Genomic DNA, 25,389 nt, shown 5'->3' on the forward strand with positions numbered 1-25,389 from the left:
TGCTAGCGTTTGACCTAAGTACCTAAGTAATGGTTAGTAATGGTTTCGCAACGCCCACGCCGAAACGACACGCAAGGGCACAAACCAACAACCCTAGAAGGTCCAGAAGACGCGGAAGCCGCAGTAACGGCAGACAAGGAGGCGACGATGGCGACAATCCTCGATGTAGGTCAATGCATCACCGAACTGCTTCCTGGCGTCGACAAGATGAAGCTGTACAAGCTGTGCTATTTCTCCCAAGGCTGGCATTTGGCATGGACTGGCAAGCCCCTGTTTTCCGATGAATTCGAAGGCTGGCGCCACGGCCCTGTCTGCCAACTGCTGCGCCACCACACCGAGGCAGTGGCCAAGGGTTACACGGTAGCTGAGGTTCCGGGCGGGGAATCGGCGCGCCTTTCTGCATACGAAGCTGCCGTCGTCGCGCGCACCGTGGAATTTTACGGTAACCAGAAATCCACCGACTTGTCAGAGTTGAGCCATGGCGCAGCTTGGAAGGATACAAGGGTGACACTGAACCGTGAGGAGCCAGGTAACAAAGTGATGAGCATACAAACGATTCATGATGAGTTCGCCAACCATATTCAATCTGGGAAACCTTCCCCGCAAATGCCGGCTCAGGGATCTCGCGACCCTGCACCATCCCTAGCCGACTTCCGAAAGTCTGCCGCAAAAATTAGCAAAGAGTGGAATTCCGTTTTCGAGCTGCTCGCTACACGGTAAAACGCAATGCCCGCTCCCTCACAAAGCCGTGAAGAAATCGAAGCCGCATTCTTCATTGATCTCGCCCGAGAAATCAACAAAGAATGTGGCACTCGCCAAAAAGACGACGGATCGTTGCAAGAATATTCCGGCTATTCGGTTAATAACGATCGATTAGAATCAGCCGTCGCATCAGTGTTCCAAGTTGTCTACGGGCAGTCTTTGTATCCATCCTTTTATGACCGTGCAGCAGCGTTACTCGTGAATATAGCGAAAGGACACGCATTCGCCGATGGTAACAAGCGCACAGGACTACATCTCGCACTCACTTATCTTGATGCTTACGGAATTAATCTCTCACCAAACAACGATGAAGAGGTCGTCAAATTCGTAGAAGATATAGTGACGAGCTCCGCCGAGAAAGAACGAATAATTAAGAAAACGAGCTTGCAATTCAAGGTTTGGACTGCACCCAACATTACAGCGCCAGCACGACGGCCTGGCCCGGCTCACGACAATTAAGCGGCCTTTAGCCACAGCCGCTAGCCGCATAAAATCACAGCGACGACTCCGAGCCACCAGAGTAAAATTGAAACTATGAACACGCTGGAATTTCACCCCGAGACCACCCTGCGCGAGATCGTCAACACCGACTATGGCTACTCGCAGATTTTCGAAAAATTCCGCATCGATTTCTGCTGCAACGGCCACCGCACCCTGCAGCAAGCAGCCCAAGATGCAGAAATCCCCGTCGAGCACCTCATCAGCACACTGCAGGATGCCCAGTTACCAACCAACCAGCAGGCTCATGCCGACGCCAACCCGGAGGCAGCAGCCACAGCAGCAAGCGTCGACAAGCACAGCGATGAGGCTACACAGCGTGCCAACGCCCGGGTGTTGTCTGCACAAGCGCACGACATCGTCGACATCCACCACTCCTATTGCTGGCTCGAGATGCCGGAATTGCAGGAACTCGTGCACAAAGTCGCCCGTGTGCACGGCGATGCACACCCGGAACTGGCAAAAGTAAAAGAATTCTTCGACACCGTCGTCGAGGAAATGTCCGAGCACCTCAGCCGCGAAGAACGCTTCGTCTTCCCCGCGATTTCCGCCATGGAACGCACCGGCACCGCGGCCACCAACCTGGACCACGAACTACGCGCACTTATGTCCGAACATGACGCCGCCGGGATGCTCATGCGCACCATCGCGGAACTCACCGACGATTTCACCTCGCCCGACGACGCCTGCCCGTCGTATCAGATGATGAATGAGCGCCTGGCGAAATTCCGCCGCGACCTGCACCTACACGTGCACAAGGAGAACAACCAGCTATTCCCGCAGGCCCTGGAATACAGCAAAGCACTGGGTTAGGCTGCGGTCGAGGCTTGTGCGGGAATAGCATTCCCAGAACCTAATACCCCACCGGGTCGCGCGTGATCGGGCACGTCATGCAGTGCCCACCACCGCGGCCACGCCCCAGTTCTGCCGAGCCGATCTCCAGAAGTTCCGCACCTGCCTCCCGAATCAACTTGTTGGTATAGGTATTTCGGTCATAGCCAACCACCACTCCAGGCTCTAGCGCGACCACATTATTGGCATCGTCCCACTGCTCACGGGCCGCCCCATAAAAATCTCCGCCGGTTTCTACTACCAGCAGCGAGGAAAGTCCCAGCGCATCACGTACGACCTCGATAAAATTCTTGTCGACGACTTCCACATCCAGCCCCGTCGGAGCATCCCCCGGGCGCAGCACAATTGGGCGGATCTTATCGACGACCGGTGGATACGCGGTCACCTTATCGACATCCAAAAAAGTAAAAACTGTATCCAAGTGCATCGACGCGCGATCGGCCGGCATCGCAGCCACGATCACCTTGTCTGCCGCCTGCTCGGCAAACAAGTTCGCCGCTAATTCGCTCACTGCTTGCCAGGAAGTCCGCTCGCCCATCCCCACCAGCACCACGCCAGCACCCACGGGCATGATGTCGCCGCCTTCCAATGAAGCCAGGCCTGGGTCCATATCGCTATCGCCGTACCAAAATTGAAAATCTGCGTGCGCAAAACGTGGATGAAAACGATAAATCGCTCGCGTCAACGCGGTTTCCTGATGCCGTGCTGGCGAATACATCGGGTTCAGCGAAACCCCGCCATAAATCCACGCCGAATTATCACGGCTAAACAAGGTATTTGGCAGCGGCGAAAACACGAATTCTTCCGGACGGTGCGCCGCCCGCAAAGCATCAATTTCACCGTGGCCCAGCCCGGTGGGGATCTCCGCATACGGCAGACCACCAATGAGATATTCCGCTAATTCTTGCGATCTGAGCTCAGCAAACCAGTCTTGCAAATCCAACGCAATACCGGATCCCACCATCTTGCCGGCCAATTTAAAATCCAGGATGAACTCGCGGCCAGCAGCAGTATCCAGCGTTTCTGCCAATAGCTGATGCATTTCCAACACTGCGATTCCACGATCCCGCATCAGATCGCAAAATTCCTGGTGATGCTCACGGGCTTTATCGACCCACATGACGTCGTCGAAAAGCAGCTCTTGGCAGTTTCGTGGAGTCAGCCGCTTATGCGCCAACCCTGGCGCGCACACCATGACCTCGCGCAGCGTACCGACCTCGGAGAATGCGCCGTTCTCGGGAGTAGTGGTGCTGTGTGGCAACGGCATGGCAGTCTCCTTGTACGCGATATGTTTGTGTTCTATTTAACCATTGAGAACAGATCGGTGGTGGCGTAAGGGTTCATCTCCACTTGTATCAAATATTCTCACACTATATCTTGTCTTGTATCATCTTGACCGATACAATTGAAGCATTGTGGCGATACAAGTGAAGGAATTGCTAAGACGATGATGCGCGCTGAAGTTCTCGAAATTCTTGAGACCGCTGCTTCCGATCAATGGGGAATCATCACTACAGCACAAGCCCACCGAGAAGGTATTACACGACTACAATTAGGACGCCTTGCAGAACAAGGCGTAATTCAGCGGGTTCGTCGTGGTGTCTATCTTCTTCCCTCCACACAATTTAACGCTGATCTAGAAATCCGCACAGCATGGATTAGTCTTGAGCCTGGTACCTATATCACCGAACGCTGGGACAGCCCTTCACCGATTGTTGTCTCTCATGAATCTGCTGCACTTTTGCATCAAATCGGCGACCTCATTCCCCAGGAGCACACTTTTTCTGTTGCAACTCGTAAACAAACTAACCAAGATGACATCCGCATCTTTATCAACCGAAAAATCTCAGAAGCAGAAATTTCTAACCTCGCTGGACTTCCAATCACCTCAGTAGAACGTACCGTTGCCGATCTTGCGGCAAACAAAATCGAGCGATCCTACTTAGCCACACTAGCTACGGATGCTTTAAGAAAGGAGGGAGTTCGTTTCAAAAACCTTGCATCGTATCTAGACCCGTTCGCAGCTTATTACCGTTCCAATTCAGGCAGAGACCTTCTCGATGAATTTCAACAGGAGGCCATGCCTATTGAGGACAAAGCTGATTTACTCGACCAACTTGACGTTTTATTGGCTCGAATCGAGGCCGTCGATAAGCAAGCGCTGGGCAATCGTATAAGTAGTCATCACTCCGGCCTCCGCCACCGCGCGCGGCAACGCTCCGCGCAGGTACATACGCCGCAGCAGAATCAGCGCATCACTCACTAAAAACAGCACAGAGCCAGCGGCAAAGCGGGAATTTTTATTTCGCGCCGCCAACACCCCGGACGTGCCCAACACTGAGGTCATCGCAACCAAGCCACCGTACCCGGCAGCTGCAGGCAGCACGCGTGGATCATGCCGGGCAGCCTGGCTCGCCAACCCCACCAGCCCGGCGCCATGAACGGCCAGCACCCCCGGGTGCACACGAGCCCCCTGCCGCCACGCTGTGGCTTGGTAACACGCGTGCGCCACCCCAAAAGCCACCGCCGCAGCGTTCAGACTTTTCCCAGAGGCCTTCGCATCCTCGCCCAACGCCTGCGGGCTCTGCAGAATCACATCACCGCAGGTAGACCCCGCCGCAGCACCCAGCAATAACGCATTATCCATTGCTTGCCGACGCCTCCAACCGCGCGCAACCGTACCCGCTAGCGAAACCCCGATTAACGGTTTAAACACCCGCAGCAACCGGTGCCGCTCAGTAGCCGCGGCAGCGGTAGCAATCGTCGAGCTTGTAGCAAACAACAGCCGTTCAGGTTGGGATAATATGCGCATGCTCTGCAGTGTATCCTGCTTCACGTTTTAGCGCCGTGTTACTTAACGCCGTACTGATTAACGACGCCGGGCGCGCAACACCAGATCGCGGTGATGGTGCGCCCCGCCGCCACGTTCGAGGTTCTTTTCAAACACGTAGTCGTCGACAAGCTCCAACTCCGTCAGCTGCTCTTTCAGGCGCGCCGGCATCAGGTACTTCTCGGATTCCATATCGTGATGCACGAAAATCAGCCAGCCGCCCGGGGCCACCAGCGATTCCAGCTTCGGCACATCCTCGTCGCTAAGCTGCCCGAAAAAACAGATGACCAAGTCAAACATGGCCCGGTCGAAGTCCTGGAAACTCACTACTCGCGCGTTGATCTGCACGTCGTTTTCCGCCGCCAATTCCTGCGCGCGGCGCACAGCGGTGGGCGCATGATCAATGGCAGTCACCTTCCAGCCCTGCTGCGCCAACCACACGGCGTCTGCTCCCTCGCCACAGCCAATATCCAACGCGGTGCGCGGGCTGGTCGCGCTTGGCTGCACCTGTGCATCCGGGCCCATTTTCGCGAGCGCATGAAGCAGAGCCGCATTAGGGTCCCCCGACCATACGCGCTCATTGCTGGAATAACGCTCCTCCATCGCCGCGGCTGTCGCGGCATGCTGGTTGGCATCCTCGGAGCCACCGGGCGCGTTATCAGCAAGCGCTTTTCCTTCTGTCGCGTTATCGTCGTTGTGGTGATAAGCGCCAGTGTGTGCGCTACTAGTGTGTGCCCTGCCAATATGTGCGTTATCAATATGTGCGTTGTCAGTGTGCATTGCAGAGTCCTTTCGCACGAATACCTCTAGGAGAATTTTACCGATGACCCAGGCCTGCGGCTGCGAGCATTCCGCGAGCACAACCTCTGCGAGCACAGAAGACACCGACCACCCGTGGTGGCGTGATCGCAGCCTACTCATCCCTGTGAGCGCGGGCATTCTTTTACTTTCCGGGCTGTTGGTCTCTTGGCTTGCCGACGGCGCCGGTGCCGACGCGCTAGCCCCGGCACTGTTCTGGGCATCGTTGCTAGCAGGCACCTCGCAATTCGCGCCCGGGGCCTTACGCGGACTCCTACGCCACGGGCGACTTGGCATCGGTTTGTTGATGACCATCAGCGCCACCGGCGCCGTCATTCTGGGGCATGTAGAAGAAGCCGCTGCCCTGGCGTTTTTATATTCCATCGTGGAAGCCTTGGAAGACCGCGCGATGGATAAAGCCCACTCCGGGCTGCGCTCGCTATTATCGCTGATCCCGACAACCGCCACCGTGCTCGTCAGCGACCACACTCATGAACCTGAACACAACACCCCGCGCGCCATCGACGTCGAGGTCTCCACCCTGCAACCCGGCCAGCTCTTGCTCGTGGCAGCCGGCCAGCGCTTAGCTACCGACGGCATCGTGCGTTCTGGGTCTGCCAATCTGGACGTTTCTGCAATCACCGGCGAATCCATGCCGGTACAGGTCGGCCCCGGCGACGAAGTCTTGGCTGGTTCCATCGCGGTGGATTCCACCTTGCAGGTCGAGGCCACTGCAGCTGGCACGGATAATTCTCTGACCACCGTGGTCAGTCTCGTAGAAAACGCTAACGAGAAAAAGGGACAGCGTGCACGCATCGCTGACCGTCTGGCCCGCCCGCTGGTTCCGGGGGTGCTCATCTTGGCGCTGGCGGTCGCGCTAGTGGGATCGATTTTTGGCGACCCCGCCGTGTGGATCGAGCGTGCCCTGGTGGTGTTGGTAGCAGCCTCACCGTGCGCATTGGCGATTTCTGTGCCGGTTACCGTGGTTTCCGCGATCGGTGCAGCCAGCCGTATGGGAGTGATTATTAAATCTGGCGCTGCCTTTGAACAGCTCGGCGCGATCAACCAGATTGCCGTCGACAAGACGGGCACGCTGACGCGAAACCGCACCGCTGTTACCGATATTGCGGCCACCGACGCCAGCAGCCCTGAGGCGGTGCTGCAGCTAGCAGCCGCACTCGAATCCCACTCCACGCACCCGTTGGCCGCGGCGATCACCCACGCTGGTCAGCCAGACGAGACAAAGCTGGGCGCTGCCTCCGAGATCACCGAACACGCAGGTTCTGGCATCAGCGGCATCATCGACGGCACTCTGGTAGCGGTAGGAAATCCGCGTTGGCTGGATCCGGGAGCGCTGCAACCGCAGGTCACAGAGCTGGAATCTGCCGGCAAGACGGTCATTATCGTCCAACACTCAAAGAAAACCATCGGCGCGGTGGCTCTCCACGACGAGTTACGCGCGGAGGCCCCGGACGTCGTCAAGCAGCTTGCCAACGACGGTTACGGCATCACGATGCTGACCGGGGATAACGTGCGTACCGCTAAGGCGGTGGGAGCCGCGGCAGGTATTGGCGATGTGCGCGCTGGCTTGTCGCCACGGGATAAGGCGGCTGCGGTCACTGAACTTGCACGTCAGCGGCGCGTGGTGATGCTCGGAGATGGCATTAACGATGCCCCGGCATTAGCCGCGGCAGATGTGGGTATCGCTATGGGTGCGACAGGCTCAGATGTCGCAGTGGAATCAGCCGATGCCGCGCTCGGCAGCGATAACTTGACGCTTCTACCACGAGCATTACGCCACGCGCGACGCGGGCGGGCGATCATCAACCAAAATATCGCGCTTTCTCTCGCCATCATCACCGTGCTGCTACCGTTGGCACTGATTGGTGTGCTCGGCCTAGCCGCCGTGGTGTTGATCCACGAAGTAGCCGAAGTCATCGTGATACTCAACGGTTTGCGGGCGGGGCTGGTAAAAACACCCTCCCGCCCGCAAAAATGAAACCCATCGCTGGCTGGTTGCAGCTGGATGGTTGCAGCTGGCTAGTTAGCGCCTGTTGCTTGCCGCTGCTTGGTTACTGTTTATCCGACTGTACCCAGTCATACGGCAGGTACTTGCCGTCGATAGTGATGTGTACGCGGTCTCCACCAGGGTGTTCCACGCGCTTGAAATCAAGGCTGCAGTTGATCGCGCTCATGATTCCGTCGCCGAATTCATCATGAATCAACGCCTTCAGGGCCGGGCCGTAGACGTCGATGAGTTCATGAAAGCGATAAATGGTGGGGTCCGTGGCGATTTCGCGCTCCGGAACGCGAGTTGGTTGGCGGCGCAAAGCCTTGACCAGCTCGTCGTCAAGCTCGAGTTCATTTTGTAAAAACTCCGCAACGTCTTCTGGCACTGGGTGCATGCCCAACACAGCAGAAACCAGCCAGACATTCGGGCGCTGGGCGCGCTCGGCAAGCTCTGACCAGCTCAAGCCTTTCTCTTGGCGCTTTTCATCGATGATGATGCCTGCGTCTTGCTTGGATAACATGCGAGCTCCTCACAGCCGGTTTTACTCGTGACTCCTCCCCAAGCTTAGCGGAAATAGATAGCCACCGGGTTCTGGTTAAACAGTTCGATTTGCATATCCATGTCGTAAATAGAGCGCATGACTTCTTTATTCATGATCTCACCAGGCGATCCCGCATGCACAAGTTGGCCATGCTTCAGTGCAATAATGTGGTCCGAATACGCCGCCGCAAAATTAATGTCATGGATCACCACCACGATGGTTTTCCCCTGCTCATCGCAAGCTTTACGCAGCATTTTCATCATGGACACTGCATAACGCATATCCAGGTTGTTCAGCGGCTCATCCAACAAAATATAGTCAGTATCCTGTGCTAACACCATGGCGACGAAAGCCCGTTGCCGCTGTCCACCGGATAACTCATCCAACGCATGATCGGCCATGTGCTCCAGGCCCATCTGTTCAATGGCGTCATCGACGTATTTTTTATCGTCTGCAGTCAGTCGGCCTTGCGTGTGAGGGAAACGCCCGAATTCCACCAGCTCCCGTACCGTCAGGCGTACCACCAGGTGGTTTTCCTGCCGCAGGATCGCCATAGTGCGTGCCAGCTCTGGGCCTGGAGTGGTGGATACGTCCAGATCATCAACCAGCACCGCACCTTCGGTAATTGATTCCAGGCGAGCGATCATCTGCAGCAGAGTGGACTTACCCGCACCATTCGGCCCAATTACCGAGGTGAATTTACCACGCGGGATCGTGGTGGAAATATTATCGACGACGGTGTGCTCGTCATAGCGTTTGGTGACTTCTTCGATGCGGATCATTTGTTGATTCCACCTTTCCGGAGCAACAAGTACAAGAAGGCCAGCCCACCGAGGAGTTCGATGATAATTGACAGCGCGGTGTTAAACGCAAAGACTTGGCCCAAGATAAACTGGCCGGCCAGTAACGCGGTGATACCAATCAGCACGGCGCCAGGAAGCGTCCACGCATGACGATCAGTGCGCATCAGCTGGTACGACAGGTGCGCAACCAACAAACCGAAAAATAACACCGGGCCGACGAGCGCCGTTGAACTAGACACCAGCACCGCGATCAACACCAAAGTGATAATGACTTCGCGTCGGTAATTGATTCCCAGATTCACCGAAATATCCCGGCCCAGCAGCAAAGTGTCATAAATGCGGCGCTTCTTCCACATCACCGCTGCGCAGCCCAGCGTCAGCGCGGTGGTCACCCACAACAAATTCTTGTCGACGTAGCTAAAATTCGCGAAAAATCTATCTTGCAGCGCAGCGTGTAAGCCGGGGTCAATCAGACGCTGCAGCAGCGAGGACACGCTACGGAAAAAGACTCCGAAAACGATACCCACCAGTAACAACAGATCCAAGCTGGTACGACCGCCGCGGAACATCAGTGCATACAGCAGGATGGCAAAGCCAACCATGATGCCAACTTCCACCGCGAATAGCCCCCGTGCTTCCCACGGCGAAAGCGCGCTGAGCCCAAAGAAATACACCAACGCGGTTTGCAGCAGGATATAAAGGGCATCAAAGCCCATCAGTGACGGGGTTAAAATTCGGTTGGCGGTAATAGTCTGAAACAACACCGTCGACAAGCCGATGGATGTAGCGACGACAATGAGCCCACCAGCGATGTAGGCGCGGCGTTCCAGGGCCCACTGCCACGCTTTTGGCAAATCCCAAGCCAGGAACAGCCCCAAGCTCACCAGCGCTAGAACGAGCAGGATAGACAACGTCAGTGTGCGTTTGTGGTTAGCGTGCATGCTGATGCCTCCGGAGCAAAATGACCAAGAAGATCGCACCACCGACGACGCCGACGACCGTACCCACCGGAATTTCAAATGGATAGCGCAGCAGGCGTCCGGCTAGATCACAGACCAAAGTAAAACCGGCGCCAAGGATCATCACCCATGGCAGGGAGCGTCGCGCATTATCCCCGAAATACAGTGAGACTATGTTGGGCACCACCAAACCCAAAAATGGCAACGAACCAATTACCGTAACAACGATCGCCGCGGTAATCGCCACAATAACCAGCCCGAGGGTTTCTGTGCGTTTGAAGTTAATGCCAGCGTTAATGGCGTAGCTTTTACCCAGCCCCAACAAGGTGAACCGATCGGCGACGAAATAAGAGATCACCAGCATCACCGCGACCAACATCAGCAGCTCCCAACGCCCGACGATTGCGCCGGCGAAAGAGCCTAATTGCCAGGCATTAAGAGACTGAATGAGATCCACGTCCAGGGCAATAAACGTCGAGATCGCACCGATAACGGTACCGATCATGATGCCGACCAACGGCACGATGAAGCCCTTGCGGTGACGCAGGCGACCGATTGTGAAAATGAACAACGCTGTACCGGCGATAGCAGCCACACAAGCGACCGCCATTTTGACAAAAATAGGCGCGGTTGGCGCAAAGATAGTGATCAACAGCAAACCAAGCGCGGCTGATTCTGTGGTACCGACAGTCGATGGTTCCACAAAGCGGTTTTGTGTCAGCAGTTGCATTAGCAAACCAGCCATCGCTAGCGCAGACCCAGCCAGCAGGACTGCGGCTGTGCGAGGCAAGCGTGATTGGCGTAGTAGCTCCCAGTCAAAGTCAGCAGCGCCAATCATGATACTAGCCCCTGACAAGGCAATGAGAATGCCTATGGCCAGGGGCATAGCCCACCAACGGTGCAAAAGTTTCATCAGGAAATACTAGAGCGCTGCTTCGACTTCGTCGATCATGGCGTCAACGTTGTTGATGCCACCGCCCATCAAGTACCACAGTTCAGGCGACAGGTAGACGATATTGTCGTTCTCCGCTGCCTTGGTGCCCTGAACCAGTGGGTTATCCAGGGTTGCCTCGGCGGTAGCTTCATCAGAACCACGGGCTGCGTCACGGTCGATGACGAAGATGTAGTCCGGGTCAGCGTCCGCAATGTATTCGAAGGAGACGACCTCACCGTAGCGACCATCCATCTTTACTTCTGCAGCTTCTTTGAAGCCGAATGCATTGTGAATCGCGCCGAAACGGGAACCCGGAGCGAAAGCGTGGGTCTCGCCACCGTTCGTCATCAGGATCAGAGCGTTCAGGTCTTCAGCCTCAACTTTCTCCTTCAGTTCGTCGGCTCGCTTCTGGATAGCCTCGATCTTTTCGTCCGCTTCTTTCTGCACGTCCTTACCGAACAGACCAGCCAAGTTATGGGCGGTCTCGAGGTTCAGGTCCAAGCTGCCCTCGGTGTAGTCGGTGGAGTAGTCCAAAGCGGGAGCAATCTTGCCCAGCTCTTCCACCAGGGATGGTTCGCGAGCAGTACGCGCACCCATCAGAATGACATCTGGCTCAGCAGAAGCGATAGCCTCCAAGTCTGGCTCGCTCATTCCGCCGGCCTCTGCAGTATCAGCATATTCTTCTGCAAACGCTGGTGGATTGTTGTTGGTAGGAGTGAGCACGACAGAATCGCCCTTGCCCAGAGAATCAATCGCGTCCAGGACGGAATAGTCCAAGACAACAATTTTTTCTGGCATGGCGTCCAGCTCTACCTCACCGTTGTTATCGGTGACGGTAAATTTGCCTTCTGCAGAAGCAGCAGAATCAGCGCTCGTATTGGACTCACCGGTAGTGTTTGCCTCATCAGCGCTGCTGCACCCTGCCACTACCAATCCGGCGGCACAGACAGTCGCAATAGTTTTCACTAATTTCGCGGTCGTCTTAGTCATTAATCGGTCTCCTCCTGAACTCTCACTGCGAGTTCCGGCAAATTATCATAATGTCATCACAGGTTTCTTAGATTAACCTGACATAAAGCAAATTATCGTAGCCTTGCGAGATAGTCAACAGAACATAAATAAATAACCCGCGCTAAAACCCGCACTTCTATTGCGGATTATCGTCGCAACAGTTAAACGAAAATTCAAAATTACCCCCCCCTGAAGAGAGGCAGACGAAAACCCGGATTATCACCACGCTATAGTGATAATCCGGGTTTTTCTGTGTGCGCCCGGAGGGATTCGAACCCCCAACCTTCTGATCCGTAGTCAGATGCTCTATCCGTTGAGCTACGGGCGCTTCCCGCTACACTCTGAGAAAATCTTTCGATTGCTCTCCTGTGCAACGAGAACATACTTTACTAACCATCCCCGTTTTTGCCAAATCCCCAGTACAGAGCGCATAAACGCGAACGCTACCGCACAACTAGAGCCCGGCTACAGCACGGCTAAGGCGCAACTACAGCACGATATCGAAGACCGGTATCGCCACGAAGTAGACCACCAGCGTCGTCAAGATCACGGCAACGACGTTGAGCCAGACACCACCCTTGATCATGTCACCGATGCGCACGTAGCCGGAACCAAAAGCGATTGCGTTCGGCGGGGTGGCCACCGGCAGCATGAACGCGCAGGTTGCAGCAAGCGCCACCGGAATGGCCAGCACCAGCACGTTATGTTCCGCATTCGCCGTCAGACCAATACCTACAGCGACACCGCCCATGATCGGCAGGAACGTCGCCGCGGTTGCCGTGTTGGAAGTAAATTCCGTCAAGATCAGCACCAGACCAGCGACCGCGAAAATCAACAGGAACAGCGGCAACGAGCCCAGCCCCTTGGCGATCTCACCGATCCACAACGACAAACCAGTCTTCGTAAACATTGAAGAAAGCGCCAGGCCACCACCGAAAAGCAGCAGCACGTCCCACGGCAGCTCGTTGGCTGTCTTCCAGTCCATCAATCGAGTGCCATTTTTATCTGCCGGGAGAGCAAACATCAACAGACCCGCAGCGATACCGACGATGGCGTCCTGGTAGCCCGATTCAATGCCCAACCACTGATCCAGAATCAGTGGCACAAAAATCCACGCCAACGCAGCAAGCACAAAGATGATGCTGACGCCGATCTGCGGGCCGGTCCACTTGCCCATCTCGTGCAGCTCTTTTTTGATCAGCTCACGGCCACCAGGGATTTCCGTCATTTCCGGCTTGAACACCGTGATCAGTACCGCCCAGGCGATGAACACGAAAACCACCGCGATCGGCATACCGACCATCATCCACTGCGCAAACCCGATGGTGTAGCCGTGCGCCTCGCTCATATAACCAGCCAGCAGCGCGTTCGGCGGGGTACCGATCAAGGTACCCAGCGAACCGATCGATGCCGAATACGCAATAGCCAGCATCAGACCGGTGGCAAACTTCGCTTGCTTACGCATTCCGCCGACCACCTCTGCGGTCAGCTGCAACACGGACATACCAATCGGCAGCATGACGACGGCCGTGGCGGTATTGGAAACCCACATGGACAAAAACCCGGTCGCGATCATGAAGCCCAAAATCAACCGTTTCGGGGAGGTGCCCACCAACAACACCACCATGAGCGCGATGCGGCGGTGCACGTTCCAACGTTGCAGACCGAGTGCAATCAGGAAGCCACCCAGGAAAAGAAAAATTGTGGCCGAAGCATAAGGCGTAGCGACGTCAGAGAATTCGCCAACTTGGAATAGTGGGAACACCACCAATGGCACCATCGCCGTGGCAGCCAGCGGGATGGCCTCAGTCATCCACCAGGTGCCCATCAGCACCGTTATCGCGGCAACAATCCGCAGCGACTGCACACTATACTCAGCTTCTGGGTCAGCACCAGCGGATTGGCTGAGTGTTTCCACTGCATTCGATGGGAAAATCAGATACACCAACACCGCCAGGGCAATACCGACGAGCAAGCCGGTGTACTGGCGGGTGGTTTCACGACGTTCGCGGACCTCAGAATCCTGGCCTTCGGCCTTCGAGGTGCTCTCGTGTAATTGGGGCGTCCTCATAATGAGTCCATTTCTTGCTCTACGTCATACGGGTTAGTGCCCCTAAATCCTAACCCATAGGTAGCGCCTAAATCCCCAAAATGGTTTTGGCAATCAAGAAATAGATAATCAGGCCCGTCGCGTCACAGAAAGTCGAGATAAACGGGTTAGAAAATACCGCAGGGTCTGCGCCGACAGTCTTCGCGACAATCGGCATTGCCCCACCGACGGTCGCCGACATCGCACACACACTCAACAGGGTCAGGCCGATCACGAAGCCGATATCAGAGCCGTAAACCAGCGTCGCCAAAACCAATCCCAGCGTGCCCAAGGTAATCCCAAGCATCAGGCCGACGCGCAGCTCACGCCACATCACCTGCGCGATATCGCGTTTGCGCACATCGCCCAGCGCGAGCGCACGGGTCACCGTCGTCGCCGCCTGGTTACCAGTGTTACCACCTGTACCAGTCAGCAGCGGGATGAACAGCGAGAGCACCACGGCTTTTTCCAGCGTGCCTTCGAAGGCATCCAGCACCTGCACCGTCAACAGCGCAGAAACCGCCAGCACCAGCAACCAGACGATACGCGAGCGCATGATCTTCACCAGCGGCGTCGACATGTACGGCTGTTGCAGCGGCTCGGCACCACCGGCACGGGCGGAGTCCTCGCTGTCTTCTTCCTCCACGATGTCTTGCGCATCGTCGAAGGTCAGAATACCCACCAGGCGCTCGGTGTGATCGACGATAGGCATCGCCAACAAGTCGAGCGGCAAGAACCAACGCGCGGTCTCTTCAGCGTCATCGTTCGCGTGCGCAAAGATCGGATCCGACATCACCGACTTCACCTTGCGGTCGCCGTGCGCCAAAAACAGATCACGCAGAGAGGTCACACCAACCAGACGACGGTCCCGGCGCGTGACCGGCACGGAATACAGCGTTTCCAGATCATCTGCCTCTTTGCGCAGCAGCGTCATGGCTTCGTTCACCGTCATGTCCTCGTGGATTTCCGGGACCTCCGGCGACATGCGACGGCCGATCGAGCCCTTCGGATACCCCAAGATGACGCCAGTGACGTCACGTTCAGTTTTGTCGAGGTTTTTCAGCAGCCGGTCGGCAATCTCGGCCGGCAGCTCGTCGATCAGCGAAACTCGGTCGTCCGGGTCCAGCTCGTCGAAGAAAGAATAAACATCTTTGTTGCCTAGCGCACCAATGACATCGGCCTGATGGGCAGCGTCGAGGGCGTCGAAAACCGCGATGGAGCGTTCCCGCGAAAGCAAACGTAAAACGACAGCAGCGCGGGTGGCATTGGAGCGTTCTACCAGCGAAACAATGTCTTTGATCGGAGGGTCGTCGAGAAGCTTGCGTAATCGCAGCGCTTCGCGGGGAGGTACGTCATCATGACTTCTCAGCAGACCTTCTAGTTCGTCAATTGCTTCTACTGCTGCATCGTGCATAACGCACCTCCTTTACAGGACCATCGATTGCCCCACTGGGCCGGACTAACCCCCTGGGCAGATGGGCTACCCAGTAAGCTCCGGCTAGAATATACCCGTTAGGCGCGTATCAAAAATTCTGCAGCGCGTTCAGCCGGCGACCGCTTTCACTGCGGTTTCAAAATTACCCAGTGTCGCAGCGGGGCTCGCAAATCCCACCATGGTCACGCTCATCCGATCCTGCCCGGCAGCAATCAGCATGAAGCCACACTCATTCACGTCGGCGACCCAGACTTGCCCGTTCCAGTGCGGGCACATCGGTTGTGTACGATCGCTCAGCACCAAACCGTCGGTCACCCCAGCCATGACTTCTTCGTGCAGGGTAGCCAGGCGACGCTTACCGACGACATCCAGCACCTGGCGGGCAGCGAATTCGTCGAGGCGCTCGGTGGACGCCTGTGGTTGTGCAAGCTCCGCCATCCGAATCAACGTCGCTCCGCAAGGCCAGTGAAGGTGCGCGTGGTCCAAGGTGACGATGCCAAAACGCAGAAACGGGGACGGTTCTTCCACGAATTCCTGCTCGGCGTACCACTCGTTTTGCCATTCCACTTCTGCGACGGCATGCAGGCTAGCGATCGTGATGTCGGTGGTGAATTCCAGCGCCTTTTTGATGCCATCGATGCGCACACGACCGTCGGCAAGACAAGCAACATCGTCAACGTGGCACGCGATGACCAACTGCCCGTGGTGATCGAAGCCATGAGCAACGACGGCGATGGACACGGTGGCATCGACATCCAGCGGAACCAGCGACAGCGCGCCCGCCCCGCCCAGGATGCGGCGGGTCAGGCTTTGGGCACAATCTTCAGGCGTGAGCATAAAACCTCCATGCTTTAAGGTATGGCTACCCTATTGCATCTTGGGTTCATCGCGCAACACTGCCTTGTTAATCAGCTTCGCCACCACCCATTCCAGTGGACCACGCCGGAAAAATGCCTTCCACACCGCCGCGAACGCAATCAGCCCCAGGGCATTCCACGCGGCGGTAGCCCAATTATTATGCTGACCAGCAATTTTTCCATCCAGCTCATCCGGATCGAACTCGTCGTCGCCCAGCACCCAGCCTTTGGACTTGTCATCCCAGAAATCCGCGGTCAGCTCGTCATACTCCTGCCAAGTATCCGCTTCTTGAATAATTTCTTGGTAGCGCTGAAAGCTCGGGTCAGGTTCGACAGGTTCGTCGGGTTTGGCAGTTTTGTCAGTTTCGGCTGCACTTTCGGATTCCGCACTTTCATGCACGCTGCCATGAGCGGGCTCAAGCCTCGAATACTGCACCGGGCCAGTACCGCCCATATTAATAGCCTTGGCAACATCCAACGGGAAGCCACCGAACATGAACCAGCCCGCGACAAACACGTGTGCGACGTACGTCGTCAAGGCCATCGCACCCACCGCACGCAGCGGGTAGGCAAGAATATTCGCCCAACGCACCTGGCACAACAGGCAGCACAAGCAGATCACCGCGATGGCAAAAGTGATACTTGCCAGCAGATCACCGAACATTCCAGTGTGCGGCTCGAAGCTATGCATCAGCAATGATTGCACACTCGGGTCACTGTCAATCTGCGGGGCTTTGGCGTCGGCAAGCGGCTCGTCCGGTAAAACGGCAGCATTATTCACACGGATAACAAAGCCCACAGCTGCGAGCACCACCGCGAGCACCAGAGCAATAGCCTGGACCTTCAAATTGCCCACCAGGAACCGGTGCACCAAAACACCGACCGCACCATAGGTCAGCCAGGCCAAGACCGGATACGGCGGCATGAACAGCTCAAAACCGAACGGCACAAATTCGACGAGCACAAACCCCACCGAAGAAACCGCCGCGAGCACCGCAATTATCACGGCGACCACCCAGGTTTTACAGCGCGGCAACCAGAACAGCAGCAGATAGATGGCGGCGACGGTCGTCAGCACAATCGCGATCGTGGACTGCACCATCGACATCAATGTGCCCGCGACCAAAAGAATCACACCACGCACCAGCGTCGCCAGCCGTGTGCGCACGGGGTCTGCGGAACCGCGCTCGGTAAAAAGACCGAGGGACACGCCAGCCAGCACCGCAAACAATGCGGAGGGATAACCGGCAAACGCGGTGGTCGTGTAATCCGCGACAACCCCGCCATCAAAGCCAGTAGGGCCCAGGTGCGCGAATACCATGCCGACGATGGCGAGGCCGCGGGCCAGGTCGATACCGTCGAAACGAAAACCTGTTTTCATGCGCTAAGCATAGACCAGGCAGCCAGCATTGCAACCCGGCAACCTTGCACCCCTGTAGCCCGTGCCCCGCGCCCGGGCATCTCGCACCCCATGCCAATGCGAAAGCCCCGGCAAGAAAATCCTGCCGGGGCTAGCTGCGGAGATGAGAGGATTCGAACCTCCGGCCCGCCGTTAAGCAGGCAACTCATTAGCAGTGAGTCCCATTCGGCCACTCTGGCACATCTCCAACGCGATCTAGCATAACCGTTAGTGTGCCCTCGCGCCAATCAGATGCGACTAGACTTGCACACATGTTGCGACAAGACCTGGAAACACTACCCGCCTATGTTCCCGGAAAGCGCATGCCAGATGCGGTCAAGCTTTCGTCTAACGAATCTGCGCACCCACCGCTGCCGAGCGTAACCAGCGCCATCAGCCAAGCCGCCACACAATCCCACCGCTACCCAGACATGGGGGTGTTGCAACTGCGCCAAAAACTCGCTGCCAAGCTGGGGCTTGCCGACGAAAACAGCGTCACCGTCGGCACTGGTTCTTCTGCACTGTGCCAGCAGCTAGTGACCATCACCTGCCAGCCGGGCGATGAAGTCATCTTCCCGTGGCGCAGCTTCGAGGCCTACCCGATTTTCACCCAGGTCACCGGTGCCACCGCCGTGCCGGTCCCACTGCGCGAGCTGCGCAATGACCTGCCCGCCATGGCCGACGCCATCACCGAACGCACTCGCCTGATTTTCGTGTGCAACCCGAACAACCCGACGGGAACCACCATCACCGACCAAGAATTCCGCGAGTTCATGGACCGGGTGCCTGCCGACGTCGTCGTCGCGCTAGACGAGGCTTATGTGGAATACAACACCGCCGATAACACCCCGCTGGCCACCGAAGCCGTGCAGCAGTACCCAAATGTGATCGGTTTGCGCACCTTCTCGAAAGCCTACGGGCTGGCCGGCGTGCGCGTCGGCTATGCCTTCGGCAACCCGGACATCATTGCGACGCTGGGCAAAGTCGCCATTCCCTTCGGTGTGTCCGCAGTAGCGCAGGCAGCAGCGCTAGCGGCACTGGAACCGGCTGCCACCGATGAGCTCAACAAACGCGTCACCGAAACTAATCAGCAGCGTGACCGGCTTGCCGACGAACTAGGCCTAACGCCCTCTTTCGCGAATTTCGTGTGGATTCCGGCCGAATCTTTGCACGACAGCCCACAAGAAGTGGCTGCACAGTTGGCTGAATCTGGGGTGTTGGTGCGTGCTTTCGACGAAGGTCTGCGTATCACCGCCACCACTGCTGAAGAAACCGACGCCTTGCTTGCCGCGTGGAAGAAGGTGCGTGCATAATGCGTGCACTCGCGCTGTTACTCAATATCATCACCATTGCTGCGGCCCTCGCAGTAACTGTGTGGCTGGTGCCGGGCGTGAATTACACGGGCCCGAATAAACTGCTTGTCGACGAATCTTTCGATCCTGCTATCGCGCTGGGTGTCGTCGCAATCGCGTTTATGCTGGTCAACTCCACCGTCGGCCCAATTGTGCGCACAGTCGGCGCACCGATCAATTGCCTGACGCTGGGCCTGTTTTCTTTCTTCGTGAATATCGCGATCCTGTGGTTGGCTGCGGTGATCACCAATGCTGTCAATATCTGGGGTATTACCTTTACTATTGACGGCTTCTGGTCCGCTGCCTTCGGTGCCGGAATTTTCGCTTTCGCACGCAGCATCGTCGCGATGATTACTTCCCCGGTACGTGCCCGGGGATAGGGTGGCGACGCTACTTGCTGGCCGTTAGTGACTGGCCGTTAGTGGTTAGTCACCGGGTAGCCCAAATGCTGGAGCTGCGGGACGACGCCTTCGCCGACTGACCAGGTTTCTTCTAAGTGTGGGTACCCGGACAAAATGAAATGCTTGATCCCCGCTTCTCGGTATTCCGCCAGCCGCTGCGCCACTTCCTGGTGGCTGCCCACCAACGCAGTGCCTGCCCCACCGCGGAGCAGGCCAACACCTGCCCACAAGTTCGGGGCGATCTCCAGTTCACGGGCATCGGCGCCGGACACAAAATCCTGCCCCTGCCCATGCAGTTCACTTTGTAAGCGCTGGCTTTCTGATTGCGAACGAGCCAAGTCTTGTTGAATCTTGTGCACCTCTTGCGGGTCTACACTGTCTAATAGCCGCTGCGCTTCTGCCCAAGCCTGCTCGGAGGTATCGCGGGAGATGACATGCAGCCGGATGCCGTACTCAATATCGCGGCCTGCCTCGGCAGCGGATTGCCGCACCCGATCCAGTTTTTCCGCCACTTTATCTGGGGTTTCACCCCAGGTTAAGTACACATCTGCGCGTCGTCCAGCAACCTCAATACCGGGCTGCGAAGAGCCACCGAAAAAGATGCGTGGGGTGGTCTCCGGGCGCTGCGCTAATTGTGCATTTTCTACCTTTTCGTAGGTACCTTCCCGTGTGATCGGCTCAGGGCTGGTCCACAAATCCTGCGCTAGGCTCAGCGCTTCATCGGCCCGCGCATAGCGCTGCTCTTTGGTGGAGTAATCACCATACGCTCTCTGTTCAATGTCTTCACCACCAACCACAACGTTGAGCAGCACCCGACCGCCGGATAGTTCTTGCAGCGTTTGGGTTTGTTGTGCAAATAGTGGGGTGCTCACCAATCCTGGGCGGAAAGCAATCAGAAATTTGATACGGGAAGTTCGCGCCAACAAAGCTGCATCGGTAACCCAGGCGTCTGCGCACCACTGCCCAGTGGGCGTGAGCAAGGATTCGAAGCCATTGGCCTCAGCTGCGAGAGCAATTTGCGTGAGGTAATCCAGCGTGGGTTTTCTTTCGCCGTGATAGATGCCCCCGCCATGTCCGCCGCCGATGATCTGTCGGGAATCGCCGTAAGTGGGTAGGTACCAGTGCAATGTGATCTCATTATCAGTCATAAAAACAGTAGACCACACGGTCTATACAAGATGCCAAAATTACATTCACGCGACACGATTTAATAGACCGATTGGTCTACTAAATGCATATTTAGCTGCAGGTTTACTGGAAACCAAACCACCAATCTGCAACACATCATACAGACAGATCCGTCTATATTTACCAAATTTCCGCTGCGCTTCGCAAGGCATTATGCCTATCCGGAAACTTCCCAACTTCCTAACCCAAAACTTCTTGCCACAACCCGCTCTACCCTGGCAAAGCCCCTCCGGCTTATCATCAGCACAGGCAGCACACCAGGGCACCGAAACCACTATCAGCATTGACTTCATCAAGGTTTGCGGACAATATTGACTTCATCAAGGTTTGCGGACAATATTGACTTCATCAAGGTTTGCTGAGGGCCGAAAGGAGAACATCATGTCGAGTTTCACTGATCCACAAAAAATCGTTCGCTCATTCGCTGCGGTCATCGCCGGTAGCTGGATCTACTGCCTAGTCCTAGCACCAGCTTTTTCGGAGCAAAATTATGCCGATGTCGCGGCAGAAAAAGCAAAAGAAATCGGTATCGGATTCACAGTCGTGGCAGTGCTCGTAGGAGCAATCTGGTTCTTTATCGCCACTAAAAAATCAAAATCCTAAAGAATTCTTGCCCAGGGCATTGCAAATAAAAACAACCGGTGGCACCTAATACAAAAACAGGCGCCACCGGTATGTCCACTGGCGGAGGCGGCGGGATTTGAACCCGCGGTGAGTTTCCCCACGCTGGTTTTCAAGACCAGTGCATTCGGCCGCTCTGCCACGCCTCCAGCGACATTAACCTACCATGGAATTCTATGACTCCGAAAAAGGCCCAGAAAAATGTAACCGCAGACACTGCAAAAGCCACCACAGACACAGCTATCCCGGCCACCATGCACGCCATCGTGCAAACCGATTCCGACGACCCACAGTCGCTAGAACTCACCCAAGTGGACGTGCCAACCCTGCGCGCGGGCGAAGTGCTGGTCAAAGTGGCAGCATCTGGCGTGAACCGTGCGGACTTACTCCAGGCCAAGGGCGCATACCCGCCACCACCGGGGGCATCCGAACTGATCGGCCTGGAAGCCGCCGGCACCATCGTTGATGCCGGTGATACCGGCCGCGCGGTAGGCGAAGAAGTCGGCGCGTTGCTCGCCGGTGGTGGTTATGCGGAATACGTCGCTGTGCCCGAAGGTCAACTCACCCCAATCCCCGAGGGCTATTCCCTGGAAGACACTGCTTCTGTCGTGGAGGTAGCCTGCACCGTGTGGTCCAACCTGGTGATGACTGCTGGCCTGCGCTCCGGCCAAACGATCCTGATTCACGGCGGCGGTGGCGGCATCGGCACCTTCGCCATCCAGGTCGCGAAAAAACTCGGCGCGAAAGTCGCCGTCACCGCAGGCTCGGCGGAAAAGCTGGAAAACTGCAAGAAATACGGCGCGGATATCTTGATCAACTACAAAGAAGAGGATTTCGTCGACAAGCTGAAAGGCTCCTGCGACGTCATTCTGGACATCATCGGCGCGAAATACCTGAAACAAAACCTGAAATCGCTGGCCAAAGACGGCAAGCTGGTGATCATTGGCATGCAGGGTGGCACGAAAGAAGAGATCAACCTGGGCGCGGTGCTGGCTAATCGCCTGAGCATTTTCGGCACCACGCTGCGTTCCCGCGATACCGAGGCAAAATCCGAGATCGTGCGCGAGACCGTCGCCAACATCTGGCCTTGGCTTGCCGATGGCTCCATCACCCACCACCGGCACGCCAGCTACCCACTTGCCGACGCCGTCGCCGCCCACCAAGCACTCGACTCTGGCGAAGTCACCGGCACGCTGGTGCTCACGCAGGACAGCTAGACCCCCATCGCGTGCAGTGGAAACGTCACAATTCCACTTGGTAGCTGCAGCACCGGGCCATCGGAAGTAATGATTGCCATGAATTCCGGTGCGCCCGATTTTTTCGTGTCGATGACCTCGGCGAAGCTGTGCAACGATTCCTCTGCTTTCGAGATCTGCCGCTGCCCAAGTTTTATTTCTACCGCTGCCCACCGGCCGTCACGCAGTTGCACGATGGCATCGACCTCGCGTTTCGACGAATCCCGGTAGTGATACACCTTGCCGCCGTGGGCTTCGGCAAACACTCGCAGATGTTGTACCACCTGCGACTCAAACAAAAATCCGGCGGTTTCCAGATCACGGCGTAGCGAATCCGCTGATGCACCGTGGATTGCCAGGGCCAAAGAGGGGTCAACGAAATGCAGTTTCGGGCTCTGCCGAACTTTCGCGCGCGAACGCAAATGTGGTGCCCACGCAGGTTGTTCTTCCACGACATAAAGGCGTCGTAAAGCGTTGATATACGCCGCTACGGTATCCGGTTTTGTCGTGCGAGTACCAGAAATATCTTTCGCAACCGTGGCATATGAGACTTCCGATGCCACATTTCGCGCCAAGCTGCGCAACACCGCCAGCATCAGATCTGGATCCCGGCGCGATTCACCATCGAGACGCTCCACATCGCGGTTAATGAGATCATCGACATAATCCGTGAGATGCGCCAGTGCCTGATTTGTCGGCAGTTCCAGATCAGTCGGCCAGCCGCCGTGTGCAAGATGGTCTAGCGCATCAGAAACCGTAAATGGGTTGTCCAACATTGGCGGCAGCTCAGCACCTGAGAATAATTTTTGCAGCGACACCGACGTATCACCAATGCGGCGTTCTGCAAGCGTCATCGGACGCATCCGTAACCGCGCGATGCGATGTGCCCCGGAATGGCGTTGTGCATCTTCCGCTGGCGCCGAAGAACCAGTCAGAATAAACTGCCCTTTTTCACCACGGCGATCAATCTCTCGCCGCACGATATTCCATAACGACGGTTCCAACTGCCATTCATCAATAAGTCGCGGATTCGCGCCTTCTAGCAGCAAGTTCGGGTCATTGTCGAGAGCTACCTGTACTGACGGCACCCCAGAATCCAGCGCCACCTCAGAGCTGGAATGTGCCCGAGCGGTTTCGGTTTTGCCGCAGGCCCGAACCCCCTCAATAAGCACACCACCGGAATACGGCAAGCGCTCGGCCAGCATCTGATCAACAACCCTCGGTAAGTACATAATTGCTGATCATAGCGCCAAGAGGGTGATTTGTCGAAGGTTTAGGGGGTGGTTTGTCGACAGCTTAGGAGGTGATTTGTCGACGTTTCAGAGGGTGATTTGTCGTCTGTTTACGGGGAGAAAAGTTAAGCCAGCGAAGCCACCACGCGCGTCAGATGCGCGATATCGGCCTCAGTATTAAATGGTGCGGCGGAAATCGTCACCGCGCCACCGATCTCACCGACCCCCATGTTTTCCAACAGTGGGGTGTTCGGTGCGATGGTCGTCACCAACCCGTTATCGAATAGTCGCTGGTGCACCGTCGCCGCCGGCACTCCGTGCACGGCAAAAGACAAACGCGGCAGCCGGTCCGCCGTCGATCCAGCCGCGGCCTCACCGGTCACACCAACGATGTGGGCAGCGGGCAGCGTGCCCAAAAACGTATACATCTGGTTGGTCAGCCGCGCCATGTACGCATCCAACTCCGCCATGGACTGCTGCACACGCTTGCGCCGTGATCCAGCAGCCGCAGCACCCAGCCGAGCCACATGGTCCACCGCCGGGCCGACGCCACCGGCCAGGCCAGCAGAAAACGGTGATTCTAACTTCGCGTAGGTATCGCAATTTTGCGTCGGCGTGATCGGCGCGATGCGCTTAAACATCGCGGTATCGCGAAAGACCAGCGCCGCTAGCTGCGGGCCACCAATCTGCGCCAGGTCGATAGCCAAGATATTGCAGTCCCAGTCATCAGCCACAATCGGCCGGTACATCGCGATGCTGGAGACGTCGACAAGCGTCCAGGCCCGCGAACGCGAACGCACATGCTCCACGATCTCACTGACCGGCGCAACGGTGCCCAGCAGGTCATGCGCCGCAGACAGTGCGACGAACCGCGTGTGGCCGTCGACCAGATCTTTATACTGAAACGCCGGCAACTCGCCTGTGGCTAAGTCTGGCAAGGCCCAGCGGGTGTCGTCGACAAGCCCAGAAAACGGCGCAGAAACCTCCGGGGCGTCCAAACCCGACAACACCACCGAGGTGCCACGGCGCGCGAGCATCGGCTCCATCGCACGCGCCAGAGACTGATACAGCACCGGCAGGCTGGACCCCAGGACGACGCGATCGGCGCGCACCCCCAGCAAATCTGCCACGGCGCCACGGGCATTTTCGATGTACACATCGCCTTCTAACCGCCCGGCATGCTGACGCTGCGAATGGCTCCCGGTCGGGCCGGTGCTCACAGAAGTGGCATTACGGAAAGCGCGGGCGACACCCACCGCCACGCGTTCCGGGACCTGCGGAGTGGCATGCGCATTCAGATACGTCCAGCCCTCAGATAGCGTGGTGTACAAACCACGCACGCTGTAGACGTCATAAGCCATGCCTGTCTCAGCTCCCTTCTGCCTTGCCCGCTAATACTGTATACCGAAAATTGCGGCGCATTCAATCCTCCTGGCCGACGCCTATCCCCCAAGAAATTCCCAGCTCACACAAAGAATCACGGCAGGGCGGTGCGCGTTGTAGCCTCGCCAGGCAGCACGCAACTGCTAAGGTTTGCCCTTGTGCAGGACAACAATACGCAGCTTGACCAAGATATTGCCC

At 56.8% G+C, this 25,389-nt stretch carries 23 protein-coding genes, 3 tRNA genes and 1 pseudogene; 9 read left to right on the forward strand and 18 right to left on the reverse strand.

What is annotated here, in order from left to right; translation table 11 throughout:
* Positions 1-39 precede the first annotated feature (39 nt).
* From U1140_RS04805 to U1140_RS04815, 3 genes are all read left to right on the forward strand, one after another.
* On the forward strand, positions 40-720 hold the full coding sequence (locus U1140_RS04805) for a Panacea domain-containing protein (RefSeq protein ID WP_369846402.1): 681 nt from the start codon (positions 40-42) through the stop codon (positions 718-720).
* A gap of 6 nt (positions 721-726) precedes the next feature.
* Positions 727-1,221: a type II toxin-antitoxin system death-on-curing family toxin gene (locus U1140_RS04810; RefSeq protein WP_369846403.1), complete on the forward strand. Its 495-nt coding sequence runs from the start codon at positions 727-729 to the stop codon at positions 1,219-1,221.
* Positions 1,222-1,296: 75 nt separating this feature from the next.
* Complete coding sequence (locus U1140_RS04815) at positions 1,297-2,073, forward strand: DUF542 domain-containing protein (RefSeq protein ID WP_369846404.1); 777 nt, start codon at positions 1,297-1,299, stop codon at positions 2,071-2,073.
* A 40-nt stretch (positions 2,074-2,113) separates the two neighbouring features.
* On the opposite strand, the gene U1140_RS04820 is transcribed toward U1140_RS04815, so the two are convergent.
* Positions 2,114-3,379 (reverse strand): arginine deiminase, encoded by a 1,266-nt coding sequence (locus tag U1140_RS04820; protein ID WP_369846405.1) that lies wholly within the window; start codon positions 3,377-3,379, stop codon positions 2,114-2,116.
* A 183-nt stretch (positions 3,380-3,562) separates the two neighbouring features.
* Here U1140_RS04820 and U1140_RS04825 point away from each other — a divergent pair.
* Positions 3,563-3,715: pseudogene (locus U1140_RS04825) on the forward strand (type IV toxin-antitoxin system AbiEi family antitoxin domain-containing protein); the annotation flags it as partial.
* A gap of 522 nt (positions 3,716-4,237) precedes the next feature.
* Here the strand turns inward: U1140_RS04825 and U1140_RS04830 are convergent.
* Complete coding sequence (locus U1140_RS04830; protein WP_369846406.1) at positions 4,238-4,924, reverse strand: lysoplasmalogenase family protein; 687 nt, start codon at positions 4,922-4,924, stop codon at positions 4,238-4,240.
* 57 nt (positions 4,925-4,981) lie between these two features.
* On the reverse strand, positions 4,982-5,722 hold the full coding sequence (locus U1140_RS04835; RefSeq protein WP_369846407.1) for a class I SAM-dependent methyltransferase: 741 nt from the start codon (positions 5,720-5,722) through the stop codon (positions 4,982-4,984).
* A 43-nt stretch (positions 5,723-5,765) separates the two neighbouring features.
* Between U1140_RS04835 and U1140_RS04840 the strand changes: the two genes are divergently transcribed.
* Positions 5,766-7,739 carry a heavy metal translocating P-type ATPase gene (locus U1140_RS04840; RefSeq protein WP_369846408.1) on the forward strand — a complete coding sequence of 658 codons (1,974 nt, stop codon included), beginning with the start codon at positions 5,766-5,768 and terminating at the stop codon, positions 7,737-7,739.
* A 73-nt stretch (positions 7,740-7,812) separates the two neighbouring features.
* Here the strand turns inward: U1140_RS04840 and cynS are convergent, their stop codons facing one another.
* The 11 genes from cynS to U1140_RS04895 form a co-directional block, all read right to left on the reverse strand.
* On the reverse strand, positions 7,813-8,271 hold the full coding sequence (gene cynS / locus U1140_RS04845; protein WP_369846409.1) for a cyanase: 459 nt from the start codon (positions 8,269-8,271) through the stop codon (positions 7,813-7,815).
* A gap of 44 nt (positions 8,272-8,315) precedes the next feature.
* Entirely contained in the window at positions 8,316-9,074 is a 759-nt protein-coding gene (locus U1140_RS04850) for an iron ABC transporter ATP-binding protein (RefSeq protein WP_369846410.1), read from the reverse strand.
* A complete protein-coding gene (locus U1140_RS04855) occupies positions 9,071-10,036 on the reverse strand; it encodes an iron chelate uptake ABC transporter family permease subunit (protein WP_369846411.1) in 966 nt (321 codons plus the stop codon). Before U1140_RS04855 ends, U1140_RS04850 begins: the two co-directional genes overlap by 4 nt.
* Positions 10,026-10,967 (reverse strand): ABC transporter permease, encoded by a 942-nt coding sequence (locus tag U1140_RS04860; protein ID WP_369846412.1) that lies wholly within the window; start codon positions 10,965-10,967, stop codon positions 10,026-10,028. The genes U1140_RS04855 and U1140_RS04860 overlap by 11 nt, the downstream gene beginning before the upstream one ends.
* 9 nt (positions 10,968-10,976) lie before the next feature.
* The gene (locus U1140_RS04865) at positions 10,977-11,978 is read right to left on the reverse strand and encodes a siderophore ABC transporter substrate-binding protein (protein WP_369846413.1); all 1,002 of its coding nucleotides are present in this window, start codon (positions 11,976-11,978) and stop codon (positions 10,977-10,979) included.
* A 276-nt stretch (positions 11,979-12,254) separates the two neighbouring features.
* Positions 12,255-12,327, reverse strand: a tRNA-Arg gene (locus U1140_RS04870).
* A gap of 159 nt (positions 12,328-12,486) precedes the next feature.
* Positions 12,487-14,070 (reverse strand): SLC13 family permease, encoded by a 1,584-nt coding sequence (locus U1140_RS04875; protein WP_369846414.1) that lies wholly within the window; start codon positions 14,068-14,070, stop codon positions 12,487-12,489.
* A gap of 67 nt (positions 14,071-14,137) precedes the next feature.
* Entirely contained in the window at positions 14,138-15,502 is a 1,365-nt protein-coding gene (gene mgtE, locus U1140_RS04880; protein WP_306516404.1) for a magnesium transporter, read from the reverse strand.
* A gap of 129 nt (positions 15,503-15,631) precedes the next feature.
* Positions 15,632-16,360: a hypothetical protein gene (locus U1140_RS04885; protein WP_369846415.1), complete on the reverse strand. Its 729-nt coding sequence runs from the start codon at positions 16,358-16,360 to the stop codon at positions 15,632-15,634.
* 30 nt (positions 16,361-16,390) lie between these two features.
* Positions 16,391-17,761 (reverse strand): DUF418 domain-containing protein, encoded by a 1,371-nt coding sequence (locus U1140_RS04890; RefSeq protein ID WP_369846416.1) that lies wholly within the window; start codon positions 17,759-17,761, stop codon positions 16,391-16,393.
* Between the two features lie 137 nt (positions 17,762-17,898).
* Positions 17,899-17,987, reverse strand: a tRNA-Ser gene (locus U1140_RS04895).
* A gap of 64 nt (positions 17,988-18,051) precedes the next feature.
* Here U1140_RS04895 and hisC point away from each other — a divergent pair.
* Positions 18,052-19,092, forward strand: a complete 1,041-nt coding sequence (hisC, locus tag U1140_RS04900; RefSeq protein WP_369846417.1) for a histidinol-phosphate transaminase — start codon at positions 18,052-18,054, stop codon at positions 19,090-19,092.
* The gene (locus U1140_RS04905) at positions 19,092-19,511 is read left to right on the forward strand and encodes a phage holin family protein (protein WP_147579055.1); all 420 of its coding nucleotides are present in this window, start codon (positions 19,092-19,094) and stop codon (positions 19,509-19,511) included. The genes hisC and U1140_RS04905 overlap by 1 nt, the downstream gene beginning before the upstream one ends.
* A 38-nt stretch (positions 19,512-19,549) precedes the next feature.
* Here U1140_RS04905 and U1140_RS04910 read toward each other — a convergent pair whose 3' ends face one another.
* Entirely contained in the window at positions 19,550-20,680 is a 1,131-nt protein-coding gene (locus tag U1140_RS04910; protein ID WP_369846418.1) for an LLM class flavin-dependent oxidoreductase, read from the reverse strand.
* A 421-nt stretch (positions 20,681-21,101) separates the two neighbouring features.
* Between U1140_RS04910 and U1140_RS04915 the strand changes: the two genes are divergently transcribed.
* Positions 21,102-21,323: a hypothetical protein gene (locus tag U1140_RS04915; protein ID WP_147579053.1), complete on the forward strand. Its 222-nt coding sequence runs from the start codon at positions 21,102-21,104 to the stop codon at positions 21,321-21,323.
* A 79-nt stretch (positions 21,324-21,402) separates the two neighbouring features.
* Here U1140_RS04915 and U1140_RS04920 read toward each other — a convergent pair.
* Positions 21,403-21,490, reverse strand: a tRNA-Ser gene (locus U1140_RS04920).
* A 105-nt stretch (positions 21,491-21,595) separates the two neighbouring features.
* On the opposite strand from U1140_RS04920, the gene U1140_RS04925 reads away from it, so the two are divergent.
* Positions 21,596-22,558, forward strand: coding sequence for an NAD(P)H-quinone oxidoreductase (locus U1140_RS04925; RefSeq protein WP_369846496.1), 963 nt, complete (start codon positions 21,596-21,598; stop codon positions 22,556-22,558).
* On the opposite strand, the gene U1140_RS04930 is transcribed toward U1140_RS04925, so the two are convergent.
* Complete coding sequence (locus U1140_RS04930) at positions 22,555-23,808, reverse strand: ATP-binding protein (protein WP_369846419.1); 1,254 nt, start codon at positions 23,806-23,808, stop codon at positions 22,555-22,557. The two genes, U1140_RS04925 and U1140_RS04930, sit on opposite strands and share 4 nt — an antisense overlap.
* Before the next feature lie 125 nt (positions 23,809-23,933).
* A complete protein-coding gene (locus tag U1140_RS04935; protein ID WP_369846420.1) occupies positions 23,934-25,169 on the reverse strand; it encodes an aminotransferase class V-fold PLP-dependent enzyme in 1,236 nt (411 codons plus the stop codon).
* Positions 25,170-25,389: the final 220 nt, after the last annotated feature.

The organism is Corynebacterium drakensteinense, from assembly GCF_041224285.1.
Classification (GTDB): Bacteria; Actinomycetota; Actinomycetes; order Mycobacteriales; family Mycobacteriaceae; genus Corynebacterium.